At 61.8% G+C, this 20,986-nt stretch carries 30 protein-coding genes; 5 read left to right on the top strand and 25 right to left on the bottom strand.

The features are described from left to right. Nucleotides 1-9: 9 nt before the first annotated feature. The 18 genes from rplE to rpsL form a co-directional block, all read right to left on the bottom strand. Nucleotides 10-582 (bottom strand): 50S ribosomal protein L5, encoded by a 573-nt coding sequence (rplE, locus tag KKP04_RS09790; protein ID WP_251134016.1) that lies wholly within the window; start codon nt 580-582, stop codon nt 10-12. Further along, a complete protein-coding gene (rplX, locus tag KKP04_RS09785; RefSeq protein ID WP_215030155.1) occupies nt 575-901 on the bottom strand; it encodes a 50S ribosomal protein L24 in 327 nt (108 codons plus the stop codon). The genes rplE and rplX overlap by 8 nt, the downstream gene beginning before the upstream one ends. Further along, the gene (gene rplN, locus KKP04_RS09780) at nt 901-1,269 is read right to left on the bottom strand and encodes a 50S ribosomal protein L14 (RefSeq protein WP_215030152.1); all 369 of its coding nucleotides are present in this window, start codon (nt 1,267-1,269) and stop codon (nt 901-903) included. Before rplN ends, rplX begins: the two co-directional genes overlap by 1 nt. 49 nt (nt 1,270-1,318) lie before the next feature. Beyond that, complete coding sequence (gene rpsQ, locus KKP04_RS09775) at nt 1,319-1,573, bottom strand: 30S ribosomal protein S17 (RefSeq protein ID WP_215030148.1); 255 nt, start codon at nt 1,571-1,573, stop codon at nt 1,319-1,321. An 11-nt stretch (nt 1,574-1,584) separates the two neighbouring features. Beyond that, the gene (gene rpmC, locus KKP04_RS09770) at nt 1,585-1,788 is read right to left on the bottom strand and encodes a 50S ribosomal protein L29 (RefSeq protein ID WP_215030132.1); all 204 of its coding nucleotides are present in this window, start codon (nt 1,786-1,788) and stop codon (nt 1,585-1,587) included. Between the two features lie 7 nt (nt 1,789-1,795). Then, complete coding sequence (gene rplP / locus KKP04_RS09765) at nt 1,796-2,227, bottom strand: 50S ribosomal protein L16 (protein ID WP_013420560.1); 432 nt, start codon at nt 2,225-2,227, stop codon at nt 1,796-1,798. 58 nt (nt 2,228-2,285) lie between these two features. Beyond that, on the bottom strand, nt 2,286-3,056 hold the full coding sequence (gene rpsC / locus KKP04_RS09760; protein ID WP_215030129.1) for a 30S ribosomal protein S3: 771 nt from the start codon (nt 3,054-3,056) through the stop codon (nt 2,286-2,288). Continuing rightward, a complete protein-coding gene (gene rplV, locus KKP04_RS09755) occupies nt 3,056-3,436 on the bottom strand; it encodes a 50S ribosomal protein L22 (RefSeq protein ID WP_013420558.1) in 381 nt (126 codons plus the stop codon). The genes rpsC and rplV overlap by 1 nt, the downstream gene beginning before the upstream one ends. Before the next feature lie 2 nt (nt 3,437-3,438). After that, on the bottom strand, nt 3,439-3,717 hold the full coding sequence (gene rpsS / locus KKP04_RS09750; RefSeq protein WP_215030126.1) for a 30S ribosomal protein S19: 279 nt from the start codon (nt 3,715-3,717) through the stop codon (nt 3,439-3,441). Nucleotides 3,718-3,725: 8 nt separating this feature from the next. Then, entirely contained in the window at nt 3,726-4,559 is an 834-nt protein-coding gene (gene rplB, locus KKP04_RS09745; RefSeq protein WP_215030123.1) for a 50S ribosomal protein L2, read from the bottom strand. A gap of 28 nt (nt 4,560-4,587) precedes the next feature. Next, nucleotides 4,588-4,881, bottom strand: a complete 294-nt coding sequence (locus KKP04_RS09740) for a 50S ribosomal protein L23 (RefSeq protein WP_215030120.1) — start codon at nt 4,879-4,881, stop codon at nt 4,588-4,590. Beyond that, nucleotides 4,878-5,498: a 50S ribosomal protein L4 gene (gene rplD, locus KKP04_RS09735; RefSeq protein ID WP_215030117.1), complete on the bottom strand. Its 621-nt coding sequence runs from the start codon at nt 5,496-5,498 to the stop codon at nt 4,878-4,880. The genes KKP04_RS09740 and rplD overlap by 4 nt, the downstream gene beginning before the upstream one ends. Continuing rightward, on the bottom strand, nt 5,499-6,209 hold the full coding sequence (gene rplC, locus KKP04_RS09730; RefSeq protein WP_215030114.1) for a 50S ribosomal protein L3: 711 nt from the start codon (nt 6,207-6,209) through the stop codon (nt 5,499-5,501). It abuts the gene before it with no gap. 160 nt (nt 6,210-6,369) lie between these two features. Then, nucleotides 6,370-6,678 (bottom strand): 30S ribosomal protein S10, encoded by a 309-nt coding sequence (gene rpsJ / locus KKP04_RS09725; RefSeq protein WP_013420552.1) that lies wholly within the window; start codon nt 6,676-6,678, stop codon nt 6,370-6,372. A gap of 64 nt (nt 6,679-6,742) precedes the next feature. Further along, nucleotides 6,743-7,933 (bottom strand): elongation factor Tu, encoded by a 1,191-nt coding sequence (tuf, locus tag KKP04_RS09720; RefSeq protein ID WP_215030111.1) that lies wholly within the window; start codon nt 7,931-7,933, stop codon nt 6,743-6,745. A 75-nt stretch (nt 7,934-8,008) separates the two neighbouring features. Next, complete coding sequence (gene fusA, locus KKP04_RS09715; RefSeq protein ID WP_215030108.1) at nt 8,009-10,084, bottom strand: elongation factor G; 2,076 nt, start codon at nt 10,082-10,084, stop codon at nt 8,009-8,011. A gap of 27 nt (nt 10,085-10,111) precedes the next feature. Further along, nucleotides 10,112-10,582 (bottom strand): 30S ribosomal protein S7, encoded by a 471-nt coding sequence (rpsG, locus tag KKP04_RS09710; protein ID WP_037232737.1) that lies wholly within the window; start codon nt 10,580-10,582, stop codon nt 10,112-10,114. 18 nt (nt 10,583-10,600) lie between these two features. Next, nucleotides 10,601-10,972 carry a 30S ribosomal protein S12 gene (gene rpsL / locus KKP04_RS09705; protein WP_013420548.1) on the bottom strand — a complete coding sequence of 124 codons (372 nt, stop codon included), beginning with the start codon at nt 10,970-10,972 and terminating at the stop codon, nt 10,601-10,603. A 401-nt stretch (nt 10,973-11,373) separates the two neighbouring features. On the opposite strand from rpsL, the gene KKP04_RS09700 reads away from it, so the two are divergent. Then, nucleotides 11,374-11,604: a hypothetical protein gene (locus KKP04_RS09700; protein WP_215030096.1), complete on the top strand. Its 231-nt coding sequence runs from the start codon at nt 11,374-11,376 to the stop codon at nt 11,602-11,604. Here the strand turns inward: KKP04_RS09700 and KKP04_RS09695 are convergent. Further along, nucleotides 11,586-12,257: a phosphatase PAP2 family protein gene (locus KKP04_RS09695; protein ID WP_215030093.1), complete on the bottom strand. Its 672-nt coding sequence runs from the start codon at nt 12,255-12,257 to the stop codon at nt 11,586-11,588. The genes KKP04_RS09700 and KKP04_RS09695 overlap by 19 nt on opposite strands. Nucleotides 12,258-12,561: 304 nt before the next feature. Between KKP04_RS09695 and KKP04_RS09690 the strand changes: the two genes are divergently transcribed. Beyond that, a complete protein-coding gene (locus KKP04_RS09690; RefSeq protein WP_215030087.1) occupies nt 12,562-13,593 on the top strand; it encodes a cytochrome-c peroxidase in 1,032 nt (343 codons plus the stop codon). Nucleotides 13,594-13,644: 51 nt separating this feature from the next. Here the strand turns inward: KKP04_RS09690 and KKP04_RS09685 are convergent, their stop codons facing one another. Then, nucleotides 13,645-14,844: a deoxyguanosinetriphosphate triphosphohydrolase gene (locus tag KKP04_RS09685; protein WP_215030083.1), complete on the bottom strand. Its 1,200-nt coding sequence runs from the start codon at nt 14,842-14,844 to the stop codon at nt 13,645-13,647. Between the two features lie 109 nt (nt 14,845-14,953). On the opposite strand from KKP04_RS09685, the gene KKP04_RS09680 reads away from it, so the two are divergent. The 3 genes from KKP04_RS09680 to ubiB all read left to right on the top strand — a co-directional run bounded on the left by KKP04_RS09680 (nt 14,954) and on the right by ubiB (nt 17,814). Further along, a complete protein-coding gene (locus KKP04_RS09680) occupies nt 14,954-15,289 on the top strand; it encodes an iron-sulfur cluster assembly accessory protein (RefSeq protein ID WP_215030080.1) in 336 nt (111 codons plus the stop codon). Between the two features lie 6 nt (nt 15,290-15,295). Next, a complete protein-coding gene (gene xth / locus KKP04_RS09675) occupies nt 15,296-16,084 on the top strand; it encodes an exodeoxyribonuclease III (RefSeq protein WP_215030077.1) in 789 nt (262 codons plus the stop codon). A 179-nt stretch (nt 16,085-16,263) separates the two neighbouring features. Continuing rightward, nucleotides 16,264-17,814 carry a 2-polyprenylphenol 6-hydroxylase gene (ubiB, locus tag KKP04_RS09670; RefSeq protein ID WP_215030074.1) on the top strand — a complete coding sequence of 517 codons (1,551 nt, stop codon included), beginning with the start codon at nt 16,264-16,266 and terminating at the stop codon, nt 17,812-17,814. 93 nt (nt 17,815-17,907) lie between these two features. On the opposite strand, the gene grxD is transcribed toward ubiB, so the two are convergent. The 5 genes from grxD to lipA all read right to left on the bottom strand — a co-directional run bounded on the left by grxD (nt 17,908) and on the right by lipA (nt 20,972). Beyond that, entirely contained in the window at nt 17,908-18,246 is a 339-nt protein-coding gene (gene grxD, locus KKP04_RS09665; RefSeq protein WP_215030062.1) for a Grx4 family monothiol glutaredoxin, read from the bottom strand. Between the two features lie 94 nt (nt 18,247-18,340). Beyond that, nucleotides 18,341-18,577 (bottom strand): BolA family protein, encoded by a 237-nt coding sequence (locus KKP04_RS09660; RefSeq protein WP_215030060.1) that lies wholly within the window; start codon nt 18,575-18,577, stop codon nt 18,341-18,343. 309 nt (nt 18,578-18,886) lie between these two features. Continuing rightward, nucleotides 18,887-19,204: a hypothetical protein gene (locus KKP04_RS09655; RefSeq protein ID WP_215030058.1), complete on the bottom strand. Its 318-nt coding sequence runs from the start codon at nt 19,202-19,204 to the stop codon at nt 18,887-18,889. A 162-nt stretch (nt 19,205-19,366) separates the two neighbouring features. Beyond that, nucleotides 19,367-19,852 carry a type II toxin-antitoxin system RatA family toxin gene (locus KKP04_RS09650; RefSeq protein WP_215030055.1) on the bottom strand — a complete coding sequence of 162 codons (486 nt, stop codon included), beginning with the start codon at nt 19,850-19,852 and terminating at the stop codon, nt 19,367-19,369. 124 nt (nt 19,853-19,976) lie between these two features. Then, entirely contained in the window at nt 19,977-20,972 is a 996-nt protein-coding gene (lipA, locus tag KKP04_RS09645; RefSeq protein ID WP_215030052.1) for a lipoyl synthase, read from the bottom strand. Between the last annotated feature and the right edge of the window lie 14 nt (nt 20,973-20,986).

The following is a 20,986-nucleotide window of genomic DNA, read 5'->3' as shown; positions in this document are numbered from 1 at the left end:
TCCCTCGCCCTACTGCCGGAACGGGAAGTTGAATTGTTTCAGAAGTGCGCGGGCCTCGTCGTCAGTCTCGGCCGTGGTGCACACGATGATGTCCATGCCCCAGATCTGCTCGACCTTGTCGTAGTCGATTTCCGGGAAAACGATGTGCTCCTTGATGCCCATCGCATAATTGCCGCGTCCGTCGAAGCTCTTCGCATTCAGGCCGCGAAAGTCCTTGACGCGGGGCAGGGCGATGGTGACGAGCCTGTCGAGGAACTCGTACATGCGAGCCTTGCGAAGCGTGACCTTGCAGCCGATCGCCATGTCTTCGCGGAGCTTGAAGCCCGCAATGGACTTGCGCGACTTGGTCATGACCGGTTTCTGGCCGGCGATGAGCGTCAGGTCGCGCGTCGCCTGCTCGACCTTCTTGCGGTCGGCCGTTGCCTCGCCGATGCCCATATTGAGCACAACCTTCGTGATCTCGGGAACCCGCATGGGGTTCGAGTACTTGAATTCTTCCATCAGGGCCGGACGCGCGACCTCGATGTAGCGTGTCTTGAGCCGGGGCACGTACCCGTTCGTGGCTTCCGCTTGATTAGTCATCGATCGTCTCGCCCGAACGCTTGGCGACCCGCACCTTGCGCCCGTCTTCCAGGATTTTAAAACCGATGCGCGTGGCCGATCCATCCTTCGGATCTTCCAGCGCGATATTCGAAATATGGATAGGCGCTTCCTTGGCGACGATGCCGCCTTCCTGCGCAGCCGACTGCTTCTGGTGACGTTGAACGACGTTCACGCCCTGAACCACGGCGCGATTTTCCGTCGGGAACACCTTCACCACTTCGCCGTGCTTGCCCTTGTCGCGGCCGGCAAGGACGACAACCTTGTCGCCCTTTTTGATTTTCAGCTTAGGCTGCGTCATTACAGCACCTCAGGCGCGAGCGAGATGATTTTCATATGCTGCTTGGCGCGGAGTTCGCGCGGCACCGGTCCGAAGATGCGCGTACCGATCGGCTCGCGCTGGTTGTTGATGAGCACGGCGGCGTTCGAGTCGAAACGGATCACGCTGCCATCGGGACGGCGCACCGGAAACGACGTGCGCACGATCACCGCCTTCATCACCTGGCCCTTTTTCACGCGACCCTTCGGGATGGCTTCCTTGACGCTGACGACGATGACGTCGCCAATCGTGGCCGTCCGACGCATCGAGCCGCCGAGCACCTTGATGCACATGACCCGGCGCGCGCCGCTGTTATCGGCGACTTCCAGATTAGTTTGCATCTGTATCATTGCAGTTCACCTTTCAGACGAGGAAGCTCTTGGCCTGCCCCGCGTTCAATCACTCGGACGATGGCCCGGATGTCGCCGGATCGAGGACGACCCAGCGCTTGTTCTTCGAAATCGGAGCGCTTTCCTGAATGCGAACCACGTCGCCCTCATGGAAAGCATTGTTCTCGTCGTGCGCATGATACTTCTTCGTCAGGCGCACGGTCTTCTTCAGAACCGGGTGCGTCAGACGGCGCTCGACCTGCACGACAACGGTCTTGTCGTTCTTGTCGGAGACCACCACACCCTGCAAAACGCGCTTCGGCATTTTCTTCTTCCTTAACTTTGCGCTTCGGCGACGCGCTTCTCGCGCTCGACCGTCTTGATACGCGCAATGGTGCGCCGGACATCTCTGACGCGCGCCGTGTTGTTCAACTGCGACGACGCCTTCTGAAAGCGAAGGTTGAACTGCTCGCGCTTCAACTTGACGAGTTCATCCTCAAGCTGATCCAGCGTGAATTTGCGAATGTCTTCGAGTTTCATGGCCGCCTTATTCCTTCACAGCCGCGATTTCGCCGAGACGCACAACCACGCGGGTGCGGATCGGCAGCTTCGCCGCACCGAGACGCAGAGCCTCGCGAGCGGTTTCCTCGCCGACACCATCGATCTCGAACATGATCTTGCCCGGCTTGACGCGCGCCGCCCAGAATTCCGGCGAGCCCTTGCCCTTGCCCATGCGAACTTCGGTCGGCTTCTTCGAAACCGGCAGGTCCGGGAATATGCGGATCCATACGCGACCCGCGCGCTTCATCTGGCGGGTGATCGCGCGGCGGGCCGCCTCGATCTGCCGCGCCGTCACGCGTTCCGGTTCCAGAGCCTTCAGGCCGTAGCTGCCAAAGTTAAGCGACGTGCCGCCTTTGGCATTGCCATTCATCCGGCCCTTGAAGGCCTTCCTGAACTTTGTTTTTTTCGGTTGCAGCATCGCTCACACCATGATCCAAAGCCGCGCCAACAAGGCTGCGGGTCTTAGCCTTTTCCGTTTAGCGGTCGCGATCGCGTCCGCCGCGATCCCGATCGCGATCGCCGCGATCACGACGTGGGCCCCGTCCTTCCGGACGACCGCCACCCGGACCGCCGCTTTCCTGGCTTTCCATAGACCGACGCTCCTGGGCCATCGGATCGTGCTCAAGGATTTCGCCCTTGAAGATCCACACCTTAACGCCGATCACCCCATAGGCAGTCTCGGCCACGGCCGTGCCGTAGTCGATGTCGGCGCGCAGCGTATGCAGCGGCACGCGACCATCGAGATACCATTCCATACGCGCGATCTCCGCGCCGCCGAGACGACCCGCGACGTAGATGCGCACGCCTTGGGCGCCGAGACGGAGAGCCGATTGGGTCGCGCGCTTCATGGCGCGGCGAAACGCAACGCGACGTTCGAGCTGCTGGGCGATGCCTTCAGCGGCAAGCGTCGCGTCAAGCTCGGGCTTCCGAACTTCGACGATGTTCAGATGCACCTCTGACGTCGTGAACTTGGCAAGCTGGCCGCGGAGCTTTTCGATGTCCGCGCCCTTCTTGCCGATCAGGATGCCGGGCCGCGCCGTGTGCACGGTCACGCGGCATTTGCGATGCGGGCGCTCGATGACGACCTTTGAAATACCCGCCTGACGGCGCTGCTTCATGATAAATTCGCGGATGCGGAAGTCTTCGTGCAGAAGCTTGCCGTATTCGTCCTTGTCCGCGTACCACCGGCTGTCCCAGGTGCGGTTGATGCCGAGCCGCAGCCCGATCGGGTTGACTTTCTGACCCATTAGGCCTGCTCCTGAACTTCTCTCACAACCACGGTGAGTTGCGAAAACGGCTTCTCGATGCGTCCCATGCGGCCGCGGGCGCGGGCGTGGAAGCGCTTCAGCACGAGGTTCTTGCCCACATAAGCCTCGGCGACGATGAGTTGATCGACGTCGAGATTGTGGTTGTTCTCAGCGTTCGCGATGGCCGACTGAAGCGTCTTCTTCACGTCCTGTGCGATGCGCTTGCGCGAGAAGGTGAGGTCTGCGAGCGCCTTGTCCACCTTCTTGCCGCGAATGAGCTGGGCGACGAGGTTCAGCTTCTGCGGGCTCACGCGAAGCGAACGCGCGACTGCCTGAGCCTCGTTGTCCTTGATCCGCCGCTCTGTTTTCGGCTTCGACATGGCTACCTCTTCCTCGCCTTCTTGTCGGCGGAGTGGCCGTAATAGGTGCGCGTGGGCGAGAACTCGCCGAACTTGTGGCCGACCATATCCTCGGAGACGAGCACCGGGATATGCTTCTGGCCGTTGTGAACGGCGAAGGTCAGGCCGACAAACTGCGGCAGAATCGTCGAACGCCGGCTCCAGATCTTGATCGGCGCATTGGATTTCTTATCGCGGGCGGCATCCGCCTTGGCGATTACGTAGCCGTCGACAAACGGCCCTTTCCAGACTGAGCGTGTCATCGCGGCCTCTACTTCTTCTTCACGTGGCGGGCGCGGACGATAAACTTATCCGTGCGAATGTTCTTGCGGGTACGATTACCCTTGGTGCCCTTGCCCCACGGGGTGACGGGATGACGGCCACCGGAGGTGCGGCCTTCGCCGCCGCCGTGCGGATGGTCGATCGGGTTCATGGCGACGCCGCGGACGCTCGGCCGCTTGCCGAGCCAGCGGTTGCGGCCCGCCTTGCCTAAACTCTGGTTCGAATTGTCGGGGTTCGACACGGCGCCGACGGTTGCCATGCAATCCGCCTGTACCATGCGCATCTCGCCCGAGTTGAGGCGGAGGATCGCCATGCCCTGGTCGCGCCCGACGAGCTGGGCGTAGCAGCCTGCGGAGCGCGCGATCTGGCCGCCCTTGCCGAGCTTCATCTCCACATTGTGGATGATCGTGCCGATCGGCATGTTGGCCAGCGGCATCGCGTTGCCCGGTTTCACGTCGACCTTCTTGCCGGAGACGACCTTGTCGCCGACATTGAGGCGCTGCGGCGCGAGAATATAGGACAGCTCGCCGTCTTCGTACTTGATCAGCGCGATGAACGCCGTCCGGTTCGGATCGTATTCGAGCCGCTCGACCGTCGCGAGGATGTCGAACTTGCGCCGCTTGAAGTCCACGATGCGATAATTACGCTTGTGGCCGCCGCCGCGACGCCGCGAAGTGATGCGACCGTGCACGTTCCGACCGGCGCTCTCGGCGCGCCCCTCGGTCAGCGCCTTCACCGGCTTGCCCTTCCACAGCTGGGAACGGTCGACCAGAACGAGCTGGCGAAGACCCGGCGTTATGGGGTTGAATTTCTTTAATGCCATGGCGAATGCGCCCTTACCGAAGTCTGCCTTACAGCGTTGTCGTTATATCGATCGTTTGGCCCTCTTTCAGGGTCACGATCGCTTTCTTGAAATCGCTCTGCTGGCCTTTGACGCCCTTGAACCGCTTGACCTTGCCCTTGCGGATCAGGGTGTTGACGGCCACGACGTTGACGTTGAAGAGGCGCTCGATGGCCTCCTTGATGTCCGGCTTCGTCGCGTCGATCGCCACCTTGAACACCACCTGATTGTTCTCGGAGACCAGCGTGGACTTCTCGGTGATAATCGGCGAGCGGATCACGTCGTAGAGTTCTTCTTCCCTCATTTGAACCGCTCCTCCAGCGCTTCGAGCGCCGCGCGGGTCAGCACGAGCTTCTCCCGGCGCAGAATGTCGTACACGTTGATGCCCTGAACCGGCAGCACATCCACATTCGGGATGTTGCGTGCGGCGAGCGCGAAATTATCCTGCAGCGCGGCGCCGTCGATGATCAGCGCATTCGACAGGCCGAGGCCGGCGAACTTGCCGCGAAGCTGCGCGGTCTTCGGCTCGGCGACCTCCGCCTTGTCGAGCACGACGAGCGCATCCGACTTCGCCTTGACCGAGAGCGCATGCTTCAGCGCGAGCGCCCGCACCTTCTTCGGCAGATCATGCGCGTGGCTGCGCGGGACCGGGCCGGCGGTGCGACCACCACCGCGGAACTGCGGCGGCTTGTCGTTGCCGTGACGGGCCTGGCCTGTGCCCTTCTGCTTGTAGATCTTCTTGTTCGGACCGCTCACCTCGCTGCGCGCCTTGGCCTTGTGAGTGCCGGCCTGGCGCTTCGACAGCTGGTAGCGGACCATGCGTTGCAGGATGTCGGCGCGCGGTTCGAGCGCGAACACCGCATCGTCCAATTCCACGCTTCCCGCATTGGAAGCGTCAAGGGTGATGACTTCCGCCTTCATTTATGCCCCCGCTTCCGCAGCCGCGGAATCGTTGTTGCTTTTGCGGAACGCCCCCGGAACGGGAACGTCCTTCGGAAGAGGCTTCTTCACGGCGTCCTTGACCATGACCCAGCCGCCTTTTGCGCCGGGAACGGCGCCGCGGATGAGGAGAAGGCCGCGCTCGACGTCGGTCCTCACCACCTGCAAATTCTGCGTGGTGACGCGATCGACGCCCATATGACCGGCCATCTTCTTGCCCTTGAAGGTCTTGCCCGGATCCTGACGATTACCGGTCGAACCATGAGAGCGGTGCGAGATAGAAACACCGTGCGTAGCGCGCAGACCGCCGAAGTTCCAGCGCTTCATTGCGCCGGCAAAGCCTTTGCCGATGCTGGTCCCGATCACGTCGACGAATTGCCCCGTGAGAAAATGATCCGCCGTCAGCTCTGCGCCGACCTCGATGACATTCTCCGGCGTCACGCGGAACTCAACCACCTTCGCCTTGGGCTCAACCTGAGCCTTCGCGAAATGACCGCGCTCGGCGCGCGTCACGTTCTTGACCTTCCGCGACCCCGCGCCGACCTGAATCGCCGTGTAACCGTTCGCTTCCTGCGTCCGGTGCGCGATGACCTGGCATTGATCGAGTTTCAACACCGTCACGGGCACATGCTCGCCCGACTCGGTGAAGATTCGCGTCATGCCAACCTTCTGTGCCAACAATCCCGATCGCATCGGTCTGCCTCAGTTTCCTTCGCCGCCATCGAAAGCGGCTGAATTCTTTGTTCAACCCGCGCCCTCCGCTCTGCGGTCGGCGCATCCAACGTTGCCGCGCGGGCCTTGCCCTAATCCCCGCAAACGGGGCGCAGCGTCATAAAACCTTCAGCGACGCGCGCTAAAGCTTGATCTCAACATCCACGCCCGCCGCGAGGTCGAGCTTCATGAGCGCATCAACCGTCTGCGGAGTCGGATCGACAATGTCGATCAGGCGCTTGTGGGTGCGCATTTCGAACTGCTCGCGGCTCTTCTTGTCGATGTGCGGCGAGCGGTTCACGGTGTACCGCTCGATGCGTGTCGGGAGCGGGATCGGCCCGTGCACATCCGCACCCGTCCGCTTCGCGGTATTGACAATCTCCTTCGTGGAGGCGTCGAGCACGCGGTGGTCGAACGCCTTCAGCCGGATGCGAATGGTTTGGCCTGCCATATCAAACTCCCAATAGAAGAGGCGCTCCGTTCTTGGAGCGCCCGCTCCGTCGTCCCTTTAATAATTACTTGATGATGCTGGCAACCACGCCGGCGCCGACGGTGCGGCCACCTTCGCGGATAGCAAAGCGAAGCTTTTCTTCCATGGCGATCGGCACGATCAGCTCGACTTCCATCGAGACGTTATCGCCCGGCATCACCATTTCAGTGCCTTCCGGCAGCTGAACCACACCCGTCACGTCCGTCGTGCGGAAGTAGAACTGAGGGCGATAGTTCGTGAAGAACGGTGTATGACGACCGCCTTCTTCCTTCGTGAGAATGTAGGCTTCCGCCGTGAACTTGGTGTGCGGCGTGACCGAGCCGGGCTTGCAGAGCACCTGACCGCGCTCGACCGCTTCGCGGTCGATACCACGGAGCAGACAGCCCACGTTGTCGCCAGCCTCACCCTGATCGAGCAGCTTGCGGAACATTTCAACGCCCGTGACGATCGACTTGACAGTGGGCTTGATGCCGACGATCTCGATTTCTTCGCCGACCTTGATCACACCGCGTTCGATACGACCCGTCACCACCGTACCGCGACCCGAGATCGAGAACACGTCTTCGATCGGCATCAGGAACGGCTGGTCGCGAGGACGCTCGGGCAGCGGGATGTGAGCGTCGACTTCTTCCATCAGCTTGATGATCGCCTCACGGCCGAGTTCGCCGGCATCGCCGTCGAGCGCCGCCTTGGCGGAACCCTTCACGATCGGGATGTCGTCGCCCGGGAAGTCGTACTTCGAGAGCAACTCGCGGATTTCGAGTTCCACGAGTTCGAGCAGCTCCGGATCGTCCAGCAGGTCGACCTTGTTCATGAACACGACGAGCGCCGGAACGCCGACCTGACGGGCGAGCAGGATATGCTCGCGGGTCTGCGGCATCGGGCCGTCCGCAGCGGACACGACGAGGATCGCGCCGTCCATCTGCGCGGCGCCGGTGATCATGTTCTTCACGTAGTCGGCGTGGCCGGGGCAGTCGACGTGCGCATAGTGACGGTTGGCGGTTTCGTACTCGACGTGCGACGTCGAAATCGTGATGCCGCGGGCCTTCTCTTCAGGCGCCTTGTCGATCTGATCGTAAGCCGTAAACGTCGCGCCGCCGGTCTCAGCCAGCACCTTCGTGATCGCGGCCGTCAGCGACGTCTTGCCATGGTCCACGTGACCGATGGTGCCGATGTTCAGATGCGGCTTGCTGCGCGAGAATTTTGCCTTGGCCATGTGGCTCTCCGTTCTTCCTCTTTCATCCCGAACTAGAGACTAGGTCGGTATAAAGCTCCTGACTTTGTTGCCTTATCAGGCGAATTTCGCCTGGACTTCTTCTGCCACGTTCTGCGGAACCTGCGCATAGTGGTCAAACTGCATGGTAAACTGCGCACGCCCCTGGCTCATCGAGCGAAGAGTGTTCACATAACCGAACATGTTCGCGAGCGGAACCATGGAGTTGATCACCGTGGCGTTGCCGCGCATTTCCTGCCCGAGGATCTGGCCGCGACGGCCGGTCAGGTCGCCGATGACGCCGCCGACGTAATCTTCCGGCGAGACGACTTCGACCTTCATGATCGGCTCAAGCAGCTTCGGGCCGGCCTTCTGTGCACCTTCGCGGAAGGCGGCGCGCGATGCGATTTCGAACGCAAGCACGCTCGAGTCGACTTCGTGATACGCACCGTCGATCAGCGACACCTTCAGGTCAAGCATCGGGAAGCCTGCCAGAATGCCGTTGTCGAGCACACTGCGCACGCCCTTTTCCACGCCGGGAATGTATTCCTTCGGCACCGAACCGCCGACAATCTTGGACTCGAACAGAAAGCCTGCGCCCTGTTCCTGAGGCTCCAGAATAATCTTGACGCGCGCAAACTGGCCGGTACCGCCGGTCTGCTTCTTATGGGTGTAGTCGACTTCCTGCTTCCGCGTGATCGTCTCGCGATAGGCCACCTGCGGAGCACCGACGGTCGCTTCCACCTTGAACTCGCGACGCATGCGGTCGACGATGATTTCGAGGTGAAGCTCGCCCATGCCCTTGATAATCGTCTGGCCGCTCTCGACGTCGCTTGTGACGCGGAAGGACGGATCTTCCTGAGCGAGGCGATTCAGCGCCATGCCCATCTTTTCCTGGTCGGCCTTCGTCTTCGGCTCCACCGCGACCTCGATCACGGGTTCCGGGAACTCCATGCGTTCGAGGATCGCGGGCTTCAGCGGATCGCTAAGGGTGTCGCCCGTGATCACATCCTTCAGCGACGCGATCGCGACTATGTCGCCCGCGAATGCTTCCTTGATGTCTTCCCGGCTGTTCGCATGCATGAGAAGCATGCGGCCGATACGCTCTTTCTTGTCCTTGACCGTGTTGATGAGCTGCATGCCCGTTTCAACGCGGCCGGAATAGATGCGGCAGAACGTGAGCGAGCCGACGAACGGGTCGTTCATGATCTTGAACGCGAGCATCGAAAGCGGCTCATCGTCTGACGACCTGCGAACGGTCTCTTCGCCGGTCTTCACGTCGATCGCCTTGATCGGCGGAATGTCCAGCGGCGACGGGAGGTAATCGAGCACGCCATCGAGCAGCGGCTGGACACCCTTGTTCTTGAAGGCCGAGCCGCAGAACACCGGATAGAACTGAGCTCCGATGGTGCCCTTGCGAATGAGCTCTTTCAGCTTCGCCTCGTCCGGCTCGTTGCCGTCGAGGTAAGCTTCCATCGCCTCGTCATCGAGTTCGACAACCGTCTCTACGAGCTTGTGGCGATAGTCCTTCGCCTTGTCGAGCAAGTCGGCAGGGACATCGTCGTCGCGGAAGCTCGCGCCGAGAATATCGTCGTCCCAGACCACGGCCTTCATGCGAATGAGATCGACGATGCCCTTGAAGTCGCTTTCCGAACCGATCGGAAGCTGCAACACGAGCGGCTTCGCACCGAGACGGTCTATCACGGACTGCACGCAGGCGTAGAAGTCGGCGCCGATCTTGTCCATCTTGTTGACGAAGATCATGCGCGGCACGTTGTACTTGTCGCCCTGGCGCCAGACGGTTTCCGTCTGCGGCTCAACGCCCTGGTTGGCGTCGAGAAGCGCGACAGCGCCATCGAGCACGCGAAGGCTGCGCTCGACTTCGATGGTGAAGTCCACGTGGCCGGGCGTATCGATGATGTTGATACGCTTGCCCTTCCAGTAAGCGGTCGTCGCGGCGGACGTGATCGTGATGCCGCGCTCCTGCTCCTGCTCCATCCAGTCCATCGTCGCGGCGCCATCGTGCACCTCGCCGATCTTGTGGCTCTTTCCCGTGTAATACAGGATGCGCTCAGTCGTCGTCGTCTTACCGGCATCGATGTGAGCCATGATGCCGATATTGCGATAGTCTTCGATGGGAGTTTGACGCGCCATGACCAAGCCCTTGCCGTCTCTGATTCGTTACCAACGGTAATGCGAGAACGCGCGATTGGCTTCCGCCATCTTGTGCGTGTCTTCGCGTTTCTTTACTGCGGTGCCGCGGTTGTTTGCGGCATCCAGCAACTCGCCGGAAAGCCGCTCTTCCATCGTGTTTTCGTTGCGTCCGCGCGCAGCGGTGATGATCCAGCGGATCGCCAGCGCCTGACGGCGTTCGTTTCTCACTTCCACCGGCACCTGATAGGTCGCGCCGCCGACACGGCGGGAGCGAACCTCGATGGCCGGCTTAACGTTGTTCAGCGCCTCGTGGAACATTTCAATTCCATCGCGCTTCGCCTTCTGTTCGATCCGGCCCAGCGCACCATAGACGATGGTCTCGGCCGCGGACTTCTTGCCCTCGAACATGAGGCTGTTCATGAATTTCGTGATGACCACGTCCCCGTATTTCGGGTCCGGAATGATCTCGCGCTTATCAGCTCTGTGCCGACGTGACATTGCTTCAAATCCTCAGTCTTACTTCGGCCGCTTCGCGCCGTACTTCGAACGGCGCTGCCTGCGCTTCGCCACGCCCTGCGTGTCGAGCACGCCACGGATGATGTGATAGCGAACGCCCGGCAAGTCCTTCACGCGGCCGCCGCGGATCAGCACCACGGAGTGCTCCTGAAGGTTATGGCCTTCGCCCGGAATATAGCTCGTCACTTCGAAGCCGTTCGTCAGACGGACGCGCGCCACTTTACGCAGAGCGGAGTTTGGCTTCTTCGGCGTCGTCGTATAGACGCGCGTGCAGACGCCACGCTTCTGCGGGCACTCCGTCATCGCCGGCACTTTGTTTCGCTTGACCGGCGCGACGCGCGGCTTGCGGATCAATTGCTGTATCGTTGGCATCAACGCTTCCAAATCAAACGGCGTAGGGACCGGGGACGGAAACTTCCGCCTTCCAGTCCGATGAAGACGAAAAGACTTCGGAGGCACAGCCTCTTGGGTCTCGGGAATAAGGTTGTCCGGTGTCTTCGCGGCAGTGTTTAAGCGAAAGCACGCCTTAGCGCGCGAAAACTGCTTACGACCTGCCACCAGAGTGTGCGCAAAATAGGGGCGTGGGCTTGGGCCGTCAAGCTCAAATTTGGTTTATTTTCGGCAGTTTGCTCATCTTTCGTTTCGTGTTGCCGCGAAGAACGCCTTTCGCACCCTGCGTTAACGCCGTGGGTAAAAGCCAAGCTTCCGCAACATCCTTTACGGAACAGCGGGCGGGCCTTCGCATTGGATGCATTGAAAAGGAAAGCTCCGCCATGACCCATCCGACGCATCACCCCCGGCACCGCGCGCATCGCGAACCGGAACATACCGGGCAGAATGCCGGGACGAAGTTCGAGAGCGGCGATTTACCCGGCGAACCGCCTCTCCGCAAGCGGCGCGGATTCGGCAGACCGCATGCGCTCGTTGTGATCGGCACCGCGCTTTCGCTGATCGCGCTGGCGGGCTTCATTCTGATTCCGTATCTCTATGAGGCGTTCGGCTGAGTCTTGCCTATGCTCGCGGCGGCGAGGCCCGTTACAAAGCCGAGCACCGCGCCCGCGACGATATCCGAAAACCAGTGATACGTCGCGCCGAGAAGCCCGATGCCGACGAGCGCCGTCGCGATCACGCCCACGAAACGCAGCTTCGGCCAGAGCCGCCACACAGCACCGGCAAAGGCCGCGATAATTGTCGTGTGGCCAGATGGGAATGAGGCGAAGCCCCGGCTGTCGGTCAACGGGAAGAAGCCGTAGACGCCGTTCACGAACCAGGACGGGTTGTTGTTCACCCACGTTTCCGGCCACGTCCGGCCGAACAGGATTTTCAGTTGAACGGCGAGCGCAGCCGAGACCACGATGGCGAGGGAGAGGCGCAGCATCTCATCCTCGCGGGGCGTCAGCGAGCCGCCGCGCAGGTAATTCCGCGTCGCGATAAGGGCGAGAACAATCGCGCCTGCGGGCGCGAGCGGCTTCGCGATGAAGGTCAACGCAACGAAAAACGGATCGCCGTAGAAATCCGGCCGGAGCAGCCCGGCGATCTGCCGGTCGACGAAGAAAAAGCAGAAGACGACCGCCACCGCCACCGCGCCTAGTCCCGCGACGAAGCGGATCAGGCATGCCTTCCGCCTCGCTTGAAATTCGACCGTCACCGCGTCCATGCACCGCTCTCCTCACACCGCCGGGCTTGCCGCACCATAGATGCTCAACGTTACGCTAATGCGTCTTAAGCTTAACCCGCATACAAGTTTGTTTCGAGCCCCAGCAGATGGACATCGCGGCGCTCGCGGTGGAAGCGAAGCAGGAGCCATCCCGCGAAGTCGCGTTCGCGTACTTTGTCAGAGCGCGCTCTCTTCGGAAAATAAGCTTCTCCTTTAAATCATTCTAAACTTTGACCTCGCTCAATGAGCTTTCCGCCGAAAGGCGCAGAAATGGGTCTGCCTCTTTCAAAAAAGGAGTGGGCTCATGAAGAGACTTTTCTCACTGGCTCTGGCACTTGGCCTTGCGTTGCCGGCAGCGGCATCGGCGGACGAACTGCGCGCCGACGCAAATGCCGTGTTCAAGCCGATCCCCTCGATGGTTCCGGCCGTGAAGAATAATGCCGTCACGCGCGACAAGATCGAACTCGGCAAGATGTTGTTCTTCGATCCGCGCCTTTCGCGCAGCCAGATCATCAGTTGCAACAGTTGTCACAATCTCGGCACCGGCGGCGTGGATGCGGGGCCGACGTCCATTGGCCACGGCTGGCAGAAGGGGCCGCGCCGCGCTCCCACCGTGTTCAACTCGGTGTTCAACGTCGCGCAATTCTGGGACGGCCGCGCCGAAGATCTCAAGGCACAGGCGAAAGGCCCGGTGCAGGCGAGCGTCGAAATGAACAACACGCCTGCCAATGTCGTCGCGACGCTGTCCGCGATGCCCGGCTATGTCGACGCGTTCAAGAAAGCGTTCCCCGGCGAGAAGGAACCGGTCACGTTCGATAATTTCGCAAAGGCCATCGAGGCCTTCGAAGCCACGCTCATCACGCCCGCCGCGCGCTTCGACCAATTCCTCGAAGGAAGCGAAACGGCCATGAACGACACTGAGAAAAAGGGCCTTCGCCTGTTCATGGACAAGGGCTGCGCGGCCTGCCACAACGGGATCAACATCGGCGGCAACGCTTATTATCCGTTCGGCGTGGTCCAGAAGCCCGGCGCGGAGATCCTGCCGCTCGGGGATAAAGGCCGCTTCGCCGTCAGCAAGACCGCCTCGGATGAATATGTGTTCCGCGCGGCGCCGCTTCGCAACGTCGCTCTGCGCGCACCCTATTTCCATAGCGGGCAGGTGTGGTCGCTTGAGCAGGCCGTCGCCGTCATGGGCGATTCACAACTCGGCGAGAAGCTGACCGACGAAGACACGAAGCTGATCGTCGCCTTCCTCAAGACGCTCACCGGCGAGCAACCGCGGGTCGAACTGCCGATCCTGCCGGTCCGCACGAACGACGTGCCGAAGCCGGAGTAGAAAACGCGGCGCTCGAAGCGGCACCGAACCGTTTCGGGCGCATCCACGCTTCTATAGCGGCGCGCCTTTCGCGAGGCCGCTTCTGATCGCAGCATAAGCCTTGATCGCGAACATGTCGGTCATGCCAGCCACGAAATCGCCCGCCGCGCGAAGCCGCGCCGTGTCGTCCGACAGCGAGGCCACGCGCGCGGCTTCGCGATGCATCTCGGCGGGATTGGCTGCGAAATAATCGTAAAGCTCGCGCAGGATCGCTTGCGCATCCGTCATCTTCTTCACGATGTCGCGGTGTTTGTAGACCCGCGCGAACAGGAAGCGCCGCAGGTCGGCGATACTCGCCGCCATGCCGTCCGAGAACCGCGCGAGCGGCTCGGGCGCGCTGCGGACGTCATCAATGGACGCAGGCGCGTCGGCAGCGATCCGCGCGCGCGTCTCCGCCAGCACGTCCTGCACCATCGCCGCCACCATGCGCCGGTTCATTTCGTAAACGAGCGGCGCATCGGCGAGATCGCCATGGCGCGCGCGCACCTCCGCCAGCATCCGCGCGACGAGAGGCACCTCTTCCATCTCGCGCACCGTGATATATCCGGCGCGGAAACCGTCGTCGATGTCGTGATTGTTGTAGGCGATGTCATCGGCAAGCGCCGCGATCTGGCCTTCGAGCGGCGCTTGCGTATGAAGCCGCAGATCCTGTTCGCGGGCGTAGGCACGGATCGCGAGCGGGAGGCCGGTTTCAGCGTAGCGCGCGAGCGGGCGCCCATCGGCGGCGACAAGCGGGCCGTTGTGCTTGACGATGCCTTCCAGCGTTTCGAACGTCAGGTTCATGCCGCGAAACGCTGCGTAACGGTGTTCGAGCAACGTCACGATGCGCAAACTCTGCGCGTTATGATCGAAGCCGCCGACGGCCGCCATGGCCTCGTTCAGCGCGTCCTCGCCCGCATGGCCGAAAGGCGGGTGGCCGAGATCGTGGGCGAGCGCGATGGCCTCGGTCAAATCTTCGTTAAGGCCGAGCGCTCGGGCCAGCGTGCGCGCGATCTGCGCCACTTCCAGCGTGTGGGTGAGCCGCGTGCGGTAATGGTCGCCCTCGTGACAGATGAAGACCTGCGTCTTGTGCATCAGCCTGCGGAACGCGGTCGAGTGAACGAGGCGGTCGCGGTCGCGCTGATAGACGTCGCGGGTGGGGCAGGGCGCCTCGGGGTGAAGCCGCCCGAGGCTCGTTTCGGCATGTGCCGCGTACGGGGCAAGCTCGGCCATGGTTTCGTCTCCGATGCCTCGTCGCGGGGATGCGCGCTCCCCGCGCGGTTGACATTGACGCGCGAACATCCAAACTGAGGTCAAGGTTCAGGAGAGGCGAACAATCGTCATGACCACGGAAGTCAACATAAGCGTGAGCGAGCGCGCCGCCAACCGTATTCGGGAGATCGTCGGCCCTGCGCAAGGCGAGAATGCATTGCGTATCAGCGTGCAAGGCGGCGGCTGTTCGGGGTTCAGCTACAATTTCGAAATCGTGCCCGCGCCCGCCGAGGACGATATCGTGATCGAGAAAGCTGGCGCACGCGTCGTCATCGACCCCGTGTCGGTGCCGTTCATGGCTGGCTCCGAGATCGATTTCATCGACGACCTCATGGGATCGTCGTTCAAGATCACGAACCCGAATGTCACCGCCTCCTGCGGGTGCGGCACATCCTTCTCGATCTGAGGCGTCGTGCTCACCGTCGCGACCTGGAACGTCAACTCCATCAAGCAGCGCGAGGCCGCCGCCGTGCAATGGCTGAAGCGCGCGCGCCCCGATGTGCTTTGCCTTCAGGAGATCAAGTGCCAGACGGAGGCATTTCCGCGCGGCGCCTTCGAGGAGCTTGGCTATAATTGCGCCGTCATCGGGCAGAAATCGTTCAACGGCGTCGCCATCCTGTCGAAGTTGCCCATCGATGAAACCGTCGTCGGTCTGCCCGGCGACGACACCGACGAGCAATCGCGTTACATCGAGGCCGTTCTCTCTCTTCCGGGCGGCGGAGCGTTTCGGGTGGCGTCGGTCTATGCGCCGAACGGCAACCCCGTGGCTTCGCCGAAGCTTGATTACAAACTCGCGTGGCTTGCGCGGTTCAAGGCGCACGCCCGGACGCTTCTCGCCTATGAGGAACCGTTCGCGCTCGCGGGCGATTACAACATCATTCCGCGCGGCATCGACGTGTATAATCCGGCTGTGTGGACGGAAGATGCCTTGTTCCGTCTGGAATCGCGGCAAGCGTTCCGCCGCATCCTCAACCTCGGCCTGACGGATGCGGTGGCGGCCTGCAATTCCGGCGGCGGGCAATATACCTTCTGGGATTATCAGGCGGGCGCATGGCAGAAGAATCTCGGCCTCCGCATTGATCACATCCTGCTGTCGCCACAGGCGTTTTCCCGGCTTCGCACCGCAAGCATTGACCGCACGCCGAGAAGCTGGGACAAACCTTCGGATCACACTCCCGTCCAGGTCACCCTCGGCATGTGAGCGATCGTTCGGTCAGGGGCGGAAAAAGAACAAGGCCGCCTAGCCTCGCTCTTTGCTTCGTTCGATACGTCGCGCGCAGGGGAATTTTCCGCGAAAATTCAAACTGCGGCGATTCAAAAACCTGACATTAATCCTCGCACGTGCTAATCGGCACCTAATCCAATTCCACACCCCCGCTCATGTTCAAAACCATCAGGAATACATACCGACTGACGAAAGCCGGCGCGACGCTCGCATGGTACGGCGTGGGATTCGTCCCCGATACTGTGACGCTGCCCGCGTCGCTGCGCATTCTGCGCGGAGACGCGCGGGAGTCGGCCGCGAAACAGCAAGCGCGAGGGGAACGGCTGTCGAAGGCGATCCGGGCGCTCGGGCCGACCTATATCAAGCTTGGGCAGTTTATGGCGACGCGGCCGGATGTGGTGGGGCCTCATCTCGCCAACGCGCTCGGCTCGCTGCGGGATCGACTGCCTCCGTTCTCGGGCGACAAGGCTCACCATGAGATCGAAGCGTCCTTCGGCAAGCGGTGGCAGGACGTTTTCGTGGAGTTCGGGCCACCTATCGCAGCGGCCTCCATCGCGCAGGTTCACAAGGCGGCCGTGCGCACGCCCGGCGGCACCACTCGGGCTGTCGCCGTCAAGATCCTTCGGCCGGACGTCGAAAAGCGCTTCGAGCGCGACCTTGAGAGCTTTTATTTCGCGGCGCATACGGCGGAGAGGTTTTCTCCGCAAATAAGGCGGCTGCGGCCGGTGGCAGCGGTCGATACTCTCGCCCAGTCCGTTGTGCTGGAGATGGATCTGCGCCTTGAGGCCGCCGCGATTTCCGAGATGGCCGACAATATCGCGAAGGGCGGGGATGTCGGCTTTCGGGTGCCGCGCGTCGATTGGGAACGCACGTCGAAGCGCGTGCTGACACTCGACTGGATCGACGGTATCCCGCTGACGAATGTGGAGGCGGTGCGGGCGGCCGGGGTCGACATGGAGGCGCTCGGCCTCATGGTGATCCAGTCCTTCCTCAAGCATGCAATCCGCGACGGCTTCTTCCACGCCGACATGCATCAGGGCAATTTGTTCGTCGATCCGAGCGACGGCGCGTTGATCGCCGTGGATTTCGGCATCATGGGGCGCCTCGGTCCGAGGGAACAGCGCTTCCTCGCCGAAATCCTCTACGGTTTTATCACCCGCAACTATTATCGCACCTCGGAAATTCACTTCGAGGCCGGCTATGTGCCTGCGAACCAGAGCGTGGCGGCGTTCGGCCAGGCGCTGCGGGCCATCGGTGAGCCGATCATGGGGCGTCCGTCGGAAGAAATCTCCATGGCGCGCCTGCTCACGCAGCTTTTCGAGAACACGGAAGTGTTCCAGATGAAGATGCGGCCGGAACTCTTGCTCCTGCAAAAGACGATGGTCGTTGTTGAGGGGGTCGCCCGTTCGCTCGATCCGAAGCTCAACATCTGGGTGGCGGCCGAGCCGGTCGTCCGCGAATGGCTGACCGGTCAGCTCGGCCCTAGGGCGCAGATCCGCGATGCTGTGTCGAACGTGAACGCTCTGGCGGTGGCGCTCAAGCATGCGCCCGACCTGATCGAACGCGGCGCGAAGATCGTCGATGCGCTCGATCCCGACAAGGCGCGCGAAACGTCGCCACGGCCAAGCCGGTGGCCCATCGCGCTGCCGCTCTGGCTTGCGACGGGCGCGCTGGTCACGATCGCGGCAAAACTTCTGTTTCCCTGAAACCCGACCTGTCGGACCTTGCGCCGCGCTTGAGCTTTTGAAGATGACATTTGAGCGGGAACTCGCAGCAACGCGGCTCAAATGTCAAATTCGCTACGCCGCCTTGCTTGTCGGGACACCCTTGTCGGTGAACACCTTCTGCAATTCGCCTGACTGAAACATCTCGGACACGATGTCGGCGCCGCCGACGAACTCCCCTTTGATGTAGAGCTGCGGAATTGTCGGCCAATTGGCGTAAATCTTGATCCCGTCGCGAATTCCATCGTCGGCGAGGACGTTGACATCCTTGTAGGTCACACCGAGGAAATTCAGAATCTGCGAGACACGGCCTGAGAAACCGCATTGCGGAAACTCCTTGGTCCCTTTCATGAAGAGGACCACGTCGTTGCTCGTGACCTGCTCCTTGATCCAGCTCTGGACGTCTTCGCTCATGCTTGCATTCCTTGTGCGATGTCGGAACTAAGGTGTTAACCGCGCGTCGAAAAAACAAGGCGCGGCAGTAGCTCTTCGCTCTCGGCTGCCGCCGCTATTCGCCGGGGAGCTTGGTCGTGAGCGCGAGGGCATGAAGTTCGCCCCCCATCCGACCCTTGAGCGCGGCATAAACCAGTTGATGTTGCTGCACGCGCGACTTCCCCGCGAAGGCGGACGATGTCACGAGAGCAGCATAATGATCGCCGTCGCTCTTGAGCGCCTCGATCTGCACTTCGGCATCCGGCAGGTGCTCCTTGATCAGGCGCTCGATTTCGTTGGCCTCCATGGGCATCGGGGATGCGTCTCCTTCGATAATGTTGGCGAGAGATTACAGGCGAAATGCTGCATTGCGCAACAAGCGCGGGAGGCGGGTCGCCTCATCGGGTTTCAAAGCCGCGTGATCGGGGCAATTCTCAACCGGGGCCGTTCAGGTCGAACGTGTACGATCGACGGATCAAGATCGGCCGTGGAATGGGCTACTTGAGCGCGCCTCTGTGCGGAAGCGTGATCGCGGCAAGATGCGAGTGCGCTCTGCGCTCCGGTCGCGCTAGAAAACGCGCCGCGCCAGCAGGCACGACGCTTGCAGATCCACTTCTGACTTCTAGCGGCCCATCCCGCGGAACCCCGGCATAGGCGAATATCCGTAAGGCACTCCTGCGTTCGCCGGGTTCTGCCGCTGGGCGCCGAAGTGGCTCCCGAACGGCCCGCTTGCCGCGCCGCCCGAAACGTAGAAGCCGCTCTTGAATTCTCCCTTGCCGTCGACCTTGTCCTGAAGGGCCTTCAGCTTGTCGTCGTCGTTCAGAGCGGCTGCGGCACCGCTGTTTTGCTCGATGGGTTCGCTCGACCACGCCCAAACGTGCGTCGGCGCCAAGAGAGAGACCGCAAGGGCGGCCAGACCGGCAAGAGCAACTTTGCGCATTTTTTCCCTCGCTCGAAATTGCTCGACTTACCTAACATGCTCCGCGGCACTTTGTACAGAGAGGCGGTCCCGGAATTTGGGACGATAAGTGGAGCGTCTGCCTGACAGCGGGCTATGTATTAGTCTCGCGAATTCAGGCGATGAGCAAGACGGCGCGCGCGCCTAACCGGTGGCGGAAGCCGGGCCTTCCGCGGCAGCACGCCCGCGATAGATCTGGTCGGCGCGGTCCTCGAACGCGGTCGAGAACTTCCGGAAAGCCTTGTCGAACACCGATCCCATCAGCATCTGCAACGGCAGCGAGCGGAATTCGTAGTCGAGATAGAACAGGATGCGGCAGGTGCCGTCCGGCGCGGGAACGAACGTCCAGCGATTTTCGAGCTTGCGGAACGGGCCGTCGAGATAATCGACCATGATCACGCGGTTCTCGGGCCTGAGCCGCACCCTCGTGGTGAAACTCTCGCTGAACAGCTTGTACGACGCGGTCATGCGCGCAATGAGCGTTTCGCCGTCCTCGTCCGCAATGCGCTTCTCGATGTGCAATGCCGAACAGAGCGGCAGAAACTTCGGATAGCTTTCCACGTCCGCGACGAGGGCAAACATATCGTCGGCGGAATGCTGGACGCGACGGGTCGTTTCGAAATTGGGCATCAGCGGCTCAAGCTTGAGTAAAGGCCGGGGCGTTCCACGCGACCTGCAACCAGTATGACAAGGGATGAGGCGAGCGCGCCTTCATGGCGAGAGGGTATTTCGCCGCATGAGCGGCCCGCGTGCCTTACACGGTGTTTACGGCGTCATGGGTCGTTTTTGCAAGCCGCGCGGTTTTCAGCTTCGCAAAGTCGTCGCCCGCCAGATAGGACGAGCGCGTGAGCGGCGACGAAGCCACCATGAGGAAGCCCTTCGCGTAGGCGTGCGCCTTGTAGCTGTCGAACTCGGCGGGCTCCACGAATCGGTCGACGGCGGCGTGCTTGCGCGTCGGCTGGAGATACTGGCCGATGGTGAGGAAGTCGACGTCGGCCGAGCGCAAATCGTCCATCAGTTGAAGCACCTCGTTCCGCTTCTCGCCGAGGCCGACCATGATGCCGGACTTCGTGAACACGGTGGGATCGAGTTCCTTCGCGCGCTGAAGGAGGCGCAGCGAATGGAAGTAACGCGCGCCGGGGCGAATGCCGAGGTAGAGGCCGGGCACGGTTTCGAGATTGTGGTTGAAAACGTCGGGCCTCGCCGCGATGACGGTTTCGAGCGGGCGCGGTCCTTTCTTCAGGAAGTCCGGCGTCAGAACCTCGATCGTCGTGGCGGGCGCCGCCGACCGGATGGCGAGGATCGTGGCGGCGAAATGAGCCGCGCCGCCGTCGTCGAGGTCGTCGCGGTCGACCGAAGTCACCACCACATGATTGAGGCCGAGCGTCGCCACCGCGCGCGCCACGTTCTCCGGTTCCACCGCGTCGAGAGCGCCCGGAATGCCGGTCTTGACGTTACAGAAGGCGCAGGCTCGCGTGCAGGTGTCGCCCATGATCATCATGGTCGCGTGCTTCTTTTCCCAGCACTCGCCGATGTTGGGGCAGCCCGCCTCTTCGCAGACGGTGTGGAGGCCGTTGCCGCGCACGATGAAGGCCGTTCCGGCATAGCCTGCCGAGCCGGGCGCCTTCACGCGGATCCATGCGGGCTTGCGAAGCACGGGCGTATCGGGCCGATGCGCCTTTTCGGGATGGCGCGGAGCTTCGCCGGTTCGCTCGGCCTCGCCGTCGCGCTTGTCGATCAGAGTTACCATGGATGCGCCTTTGG

Source organism: Rhodomicrobium sp. Az07 (assembly GCF_018619475.1).
GTDB lineage: Bacteria > Pseudomonadota > Alphaproteobacteria > Rhizobiales > Rhodomicrobiaceae > Rhodomicrobium.
Note: the sequence above shows the minus strand (reverse complement) of the source record. Positions and strands in the feature narration are given on the sequence as shown.